4 protein-coding genes and 1 pseudogene are annotated in these 6,477 nt (G+C 36.9%); all 5 read right to left on the reverse strand.

Annotation, left to right across the window (positions count from 1 at the left end; all coding sequences use genetic code 11):
* Nucleotides 1-310 (reverse strand): annotated as a pseudogene (locus ABN256_RS04620) (hypothetical protein); the annotation flags it as partial.
* Nucleotides 291-2,210: a lipase family protein gene (locus ABN256_RS04625; RefSeq protein ID WP_349439212.1), complete on the reverse strand. Its 1,920-nt coding sequence runs from the start codon at nucleotides 2,208-2,210 to the stop codon at nucleotides 291-293. The gene ABN256_RS04625 and the pseudogene ABN256_RS04620, both read right to left, overlap by 20 nt.
* Nucleotides 2,211-3,008 carry a DUF4123 domain-containing protein gene (locus ABN256_RS04630; RefSeq protein ID WP_340895311.1) on the reverse strand — a complete coding sequence of 266 codons (798 nt, stop codon included), beginning with the start codon at nucleotides 3,006-3,008 and terminating at the stop codon, nucleotides 2,211-2,213.
* Complete coding sequence (locus ABN256_RS04635) at nucleotides 3,008-5,134, reverse strand: type VI secretion system Vgr family protein (protein WP_349439214.1); 2,127 nt, start codon at nucleotides 5,132-5,134, stop codon at nucleotides 3,008-3,010. Before ABN256_RS04635 ends, ABN256_RS04630 begins: the two co-directional genes overlap by 1 nt.
* A gap of 99 nt (nucleotides 5,135-5,233) precedes the next feature.
* Nucleotides 5,234-5,752, reverse strand: coding sequence for an Hcp family type VI secretion system effector (locus ABN256_RS04640; protein WP_197269504.1), 519 nt, complete (start codon nucleotides 5,750-5,752; stop codon nucleotides 5,234-5,236).
* Nucleotides 5,753-6,477 lie beyond the last annotated feature (725 nt).

Raw genomic sequence — 6,477 nt, forward strand, 5'->3', positions numbered from 1 at the left:
TTTCTGCACTATATAATGAACTATTATCTTCTTTTTCTAACAAAACCATTTCACTATTAAAACCAGAAACAGTATATGTAGGCACTTCATTATTATTATACGTTTTTCTGCAAAGGTTTGAACGATACATAACCTTCATTGGAGAAAGTTCAGCGATATTGGGTACATCAACTGTAATTTTTACTGTTCTACCATTTTCAGGGGGGGAAAGTGTTCTATCTATTTTGGGTTTTAATATATTGCATCCAGTTAAAAATAGTGCCGCAATGCCAAAAATAAAAATAGGGTATTTATTGATTAAATATTTCATATGTTTGTTCCTTAAATTGCATTAGCATATCCATTTCTTTAGGATTCGATTGTATTGGAATAAGAGAATTATTCATACTCTGTTGTAAATCTAAAAAATATAAATTACGTTGTCTGTATGCTTCTAAGGTTTTCTTCCTATAAGGATCAGGATTAACAAAATTAATGTTGCCATCCAACGCGATTTTAAATGTCTCTCGTGATTGTAAGCGTTGTGGTGTTTTATTATTATCAACTAACTCCAAAAGTTGATCATGTAAGAAAGGCAAATAACCTCTTCCCATATAATGGTCTGTTACACTCGCTCCACCATTACTTTCTGGATTTTTTTGTTCAGGGAAAAGATTATTTTTATCATTTTCATTTAAGTTATTCATAAATTCTTGTTGCAGATTCATTGAGTCATTCAATGCCAATTTATCTATCTCAGGAACAATATAAAGTTTTGTCCTGTTATTTTTGTCATTATAATAACTAAATTTCCATGTATGTTTCGCGGTAGGCACCTTTTCTTCATAATATTCAATTAAGTTACATGCTTCATAAAAAATAACAGGGCTTCCATGATGTAAATAAAATTCTCCATATTGGGTAATCGCTTTTTGTCCCAATAAATCAATAATTGATGCAACACCACCTATGATATTGCCAAAAATGCCATAAATATTAAATAACAAATTATCTAAACTTGCTTCTGGTGGAACTCTGGGCACAATATCGTTATTATTAATATGGCGATAATGAGTAAACTTAGGTAACTGCTCAAGTGCAGAAATTGTAAATAACCTAGGAGCACCATAAGTATAGAGTAACGGTGTATTTTTATGTAATTCAGTAGCATGGGCTAAAGCTAATGCTCCACCTAAACTATGACCACAGATAAATAATTTTTTTCCTTTTGATTTTTTCTCCATTTCAGAAAAATCATCACGAAAGAAATTTTTTCCTAATTGATAAGCGCCTAAAAAACCTTTATGCATTTTGCCATTTAGATTAAATTCTGGAGCGTGGGTTTTAATATCTTTCGCTCGATAGGTAAAATCATCAACCCAATCAGTTCCCTCCTGAGATCCTCTCCACGCAACAATAAATTGCTCTTTATTTTGGACATAGAATAATTGAGTACTACCTTCAGCATTAGAACCATGCTGTTCTTCATCTTCAGTATCTAAAAAAACCGCCTTATCATAACGTTCTTCAAAAGGGACATCGATAACAATAGCGGGATATTGAGCATTAATTTCTTTCTCCCTGACAACAGGATAACGACTTAAATCCAAGCATTGTCGTTCAAAAAAACAACTTATTGAATCAGCATTATCAATATTATTATCCTTATAGGAAAGTTGGCTTAAGATCCCTAAATTATAGGCATTAACCATAGAATATTGTTCAGTATGATGAAGAATCAAAGACCAAGCTCTAAATGGGCAAATCTCAATGACTGTTGTGGTATTAAACTTAGAAAGTGGGATCCCTTGAAAAGCTTCATCTTTAGGAAAATGATAAAAAGGATATTCATCCTGATATCCTTTATTATCAATATCAATTTTCTCCCTGCATAAAGCACCAATTGTTGTATAACGGTAAGGATAATTTTTTGCCTTCGCTTCAGTTTTGACAGTGGAATTATTTTCTCCTCTAAGTAATCTTAACTTTCGTGTGCTCATTTCCTTTATTAAAGCTTGAGTATCTAATTTTAAGACAATAGGGAAACCAGCCAATCCCTCTTCCCTAATGATCCCATTTGCTTTTACTATTCCTTTTCTTGGTTTTTTCATAGGACCAAAAGCCTGATATAATTCATATTCGATATTCAATAGAGGTTTATTAAGCTCATCCACAAGATGAATTTCAATCCATTTTTCTCCACAAGTAATACAGTCCGTTTTATCCGTCATTTATAGTTCTTCCTTGTTAATTAATTTTATATTTAATAAATGATTTAATAAATTTTTATCAGTCAAATAAGCGATATCTGTATTTTTTAACTTTTCATTAGAAACCCATTGGTAGATAATTTCCCTTATATTATTCTCTCTTGAAAAAAGCGAATAGGCGAGATCACCTTTATCTTCCCAAAAATCAAGAATAAGGTTCTCAACAACTAAATTAGTTGCATATAGTGAATTACGCCAAGCCTCTAGTAAATAGAAAGGAAGTATGTATTTTAATGGGAAATCGTGTTTTTTGCTTTTTAATATATCGTTAGGACATTCAAAAAATAAGCTCTCTTTATTAACTGGAATAAAGATATCATTAACTGGATACATTAATGATAGCCAATCTTCTTTTTTTAGGTTAGGTAAGAATATTTCAGTAATACGAGGATCAAAGATCCTTAAATGCACCAGCTCATTATATACTGTAACCATTTGATAATATTGCCAATGCTTAATTTGTTCTTTCCAATTTAAGTGACTGTGATATGCCCATCCCCAATGCCTATCTTCCAATGGGCATTCATCTAGCTCTTTTGCTAAATGATAAAGGGATATTGATTTAATTTTAACTAACCAAGGACTTATTTCCGTTAAATGATCAAGCCCTGTCCCCCGATATAAAGGAATAGCTTCTTCTACCCAATTATTACTATAAAACCGTTTAATAGAATCGGATGTAGGTGGTGTATTAATAAAAAAATATACATCTCCTTTTGAAAAATCATTCACCCATTGCGTCCATGTTAAGGATGTCATTATTCTTCTTCCTTAGGTGGCTTTATTAATAAGCTACCTGTTTCGTTTGCAGTTAAAGCACAATACTTCTTAATTGTATAAGGGGGTTGCTCGAAAGGTATAACACCATCTGGAAGTTGAATAATTGGAGATTGCCCATTCCCCGGACCACTAGAGCCGATATCTAAATTACCAGAAGTAAAAATTGCACTTGGAGTAAGACGGATAAAGCTACTTCCTACTTTTAGTGTGATTTCTGTTCCTGCTTCAAGAATAATTTTTCCACCACTTTTAAAGCTCGTTTCCATACCACTTTCGACAATTAATTCATCATCAATTTTGCTATGTTTAGCACCTTTAATTTGTAATGAAACATCACCTTCAATTAATGATTTCTGTGTTCCTTGCATAATAAGGTGATCATCACCTAAAATTTCAGTAACACGTTGATTATCAATGCGATGCTTGAAATCATGTTGAGTATGCCAATGACTATCATGTTGCACATGAATATTTAAATCCCTCTGCGCATGTAAATACACTTCTTCGCGTCCGCCGGCATCCTCAAATCGCAGTTCATTAAATCCTGTGCCTTTATGCGTTTTTGTACGAAAAGTGGTTCGGGTTTTATCTTTGGGTAAATCTAGTGGTGGGGCATTGCGACCGTTATAAGTACAGCCCGTAATAATCGGTCTATCAATATCACCATTTAAATAAGAGACAATCACTTCTTGCCCAATACGGGGGATCACCATAAAGCCGTAGCCATCGCCATTCCAACCTTGTGCAACGCGCAACCAACACGAACCACTATGATCAGGCTTTCCGCGTCTATCCCAGTGAAAATAAACTTTTACCGCGCCTTGTTCATTGGTGTAAATCTCCTCACCTTCTGGACCAACGACTGTCGCCAACTCATCACCATCCGCTAGCGGTTTATAATGAAAAGGTGGACGCCATTCTTGTGTGCCTGGAATAAATGTCACGTGATTGCTTAACTGGGTACCTTCACCGCCCCCGTTATCCGCAGAGGGCTGTACACCGTGATGCGAAACACTGATCACTTGCCAACGCGAATTCATTCTCGCACTTGGGTGATGGGTTAAGGTAAACACTTTGCCCGGCATTAATGCAAAACAGTTGGTGCTTGCTGAGCCGGTTTGACGATGGTTTTGCGATTGTTCATAGCGCAGTTGATTCAATGGTTGAGCATGGGCATCTTCTTGAAAACGGCCATAGCTCTCAAAAACAGGATGTTGTTGATGAACGTCACCCGTTGTTTCTTGTGATAGCGGGTAAGAAGGACGCATAGGGTTATAATCTTTATCGATACGCACATCACTGCATAAACGTTCGGTATAGCGCCATGTGGTGGCAGTGGTGTCGGTAATATCGGTTTCTGCTTGTGGGTTATACGTCAGCGTGATCCCCGCCGTCATCCCTAAATGATTGTCGCTATAAAACAGTTTTGGTCCTTCTTCAAACCAAAAATTGATCCCCTCTTCAAACGCTAAACGACACCAGAATGCATAAGCAGATTCACGCTTTTGCGTGATATAGTGGCGAGTTTGATGCAGTTCGGGTTGATAGAATTGCTTGTCATATTTGATATGTGCTTCATCTAGCAATTGCTGAAGAATTTGTGGCACCGTTTTATTCTGGAAAATACGGCTATCTTGGTTCAGCGTCATCACCCACATTTCTGGGCGAATAACAAATTGATACCACGTTTTAACGCCGTCGGTGTTGCCTTGTTCAGCACTCGCCAGTAAGCCTTGAACCGTGCGAAGTGTTTTACCGTCACGACTGACGGTTAATGATGAAGCCACACCTAATTGGTTGGCAAAATCAATATCACGTTGCTCGCTCACCGCGTGTATCGAAAGCGTGAAAAGTTCTGATAATCCTTCGTTTAAATCAAACTGAGTGACTTGAAAAGTGCTTTTAGGTAAATCGCCAATTTGGCAAGTAAACACTAATCCCGTATGAAGTAATCCCTTTCCTAGGGTGTCGAGTAATTCGCTGTATTTTTTAATGCGAGCGTGTTGTTCAGAAAATGTCATCCCTATTTCAAAAGGTTGTGATGATGTGGGATCATCTAATACCAAACGGGGTTTAGGGGGGTTGTTAGCGTCATTCGTTGACATAAAAGCTCCGATTTAAATGTGACAAACACGCAATAAAAAAGACAAAAAATGCAGAGAACAATGGGCCCATGACAGAGCCCATAAATAAAGTGTGAAGAATTAACCTTCGAGTGGTGCACGCCAGTCGTCAGAGCCTGATGTCCCTGCAACGGTGTGTTCCCAATCAATTTTGCGATAAGAAAGAGACACTTCGATCAGTTGAGTGAAGTCAGACTTAGTCGGATCTTGGCAGTGTGGCATTTGGCAATCGATATTCACGATGGTGGCATCAGTTAATGTGGTGGTGAAGAAATGCTCTTGCTTCCCTTCAACCGAGGTGCGATACCATTTTAAGGTGATTTTTGACAACATTTCGCCCGAGGCTAATGCGTTATACAGCAGAGGAACCGCTTTGTTTAACGCCACCGTAAAACGGAAAGGTTTATGCGCACGTTGACCTGAAGGCTGACCTGATTGCGGATCAGTAGGCACAGTCACTACATGAGAGAATGCTTGCACCAGCATTTCATCTTCGTGGCCTTGAACATAAATATTTCCTACTGATTCAGCCGTAAATGCGCCCGCAGTAATATTGCCTTGGGTTTTTCCTTCAATGGAGATATAGCAGGGAGTTGGCATGGCAAGTCCTTAATTAACTATCAGTTATTGTTTCTCAACAAAACGATTATTGTTGATGTCCTTTTCAAAAAATCAGCCAGTGCACACTGCGATTTGATTAGAGTAGCTTAAGTAATTTTAAGGGGAAGTAAAGGGAGTGACGGAAAAGAAGGACGTTGTATCCTCGTAGGATAAGTGACTTAGCGTAAAATAATTGTTCACGCGTTATTTACTGCTTTCGTTTCTTAAAATAAGTGTATTTATTTACATGATCAACTTTCGCAAATGTCCGAAATCTCGCTAAAGCCAGTCAGTTCTAATGTACATGAATTTTTAATATGTAACAAAATGTGTATTTTGTTTCAATTTGTAACGATGTTGATTTATAAGGAAAAAATAACCCTATTTTCAAAATAATAAGCAAACTACGATTTTTATTCTCAAAGGACAAAAAATCCGCACCTAAAATTTAGCGTATCGCAGAAGATCTATTTAAATAGAGGCAAAAATATCACCCATAGAGTAATTTTATGAAATAAGCTCAGAAAGAATAAATAACGAAGAATAAAGAAGAGAAGAGAGTTTTAACCAATAACCTCTCACAAACAAAAGTCGTGAGCGAGCAAGCAGTGCAACAAGGCAGACAGCGCACAGTAAGCGGAGCATACATTAGTATGTGAGCATTACGAGCACTGCTCTAACGCCGTGGCACTACTGCACAGCCACGACGCCAAAGAATATAAACA

Origin of the sequence: Proteus sp. fly-1008 (assembly GCF_040140305.1) — a bacterium.
Lineage (GTDB): Bacteria > Pseudomonadota > Gammaproteobacteria > Enterobacterales > Enterobacteriaceae > Proteus > Proteus vulgaris_B.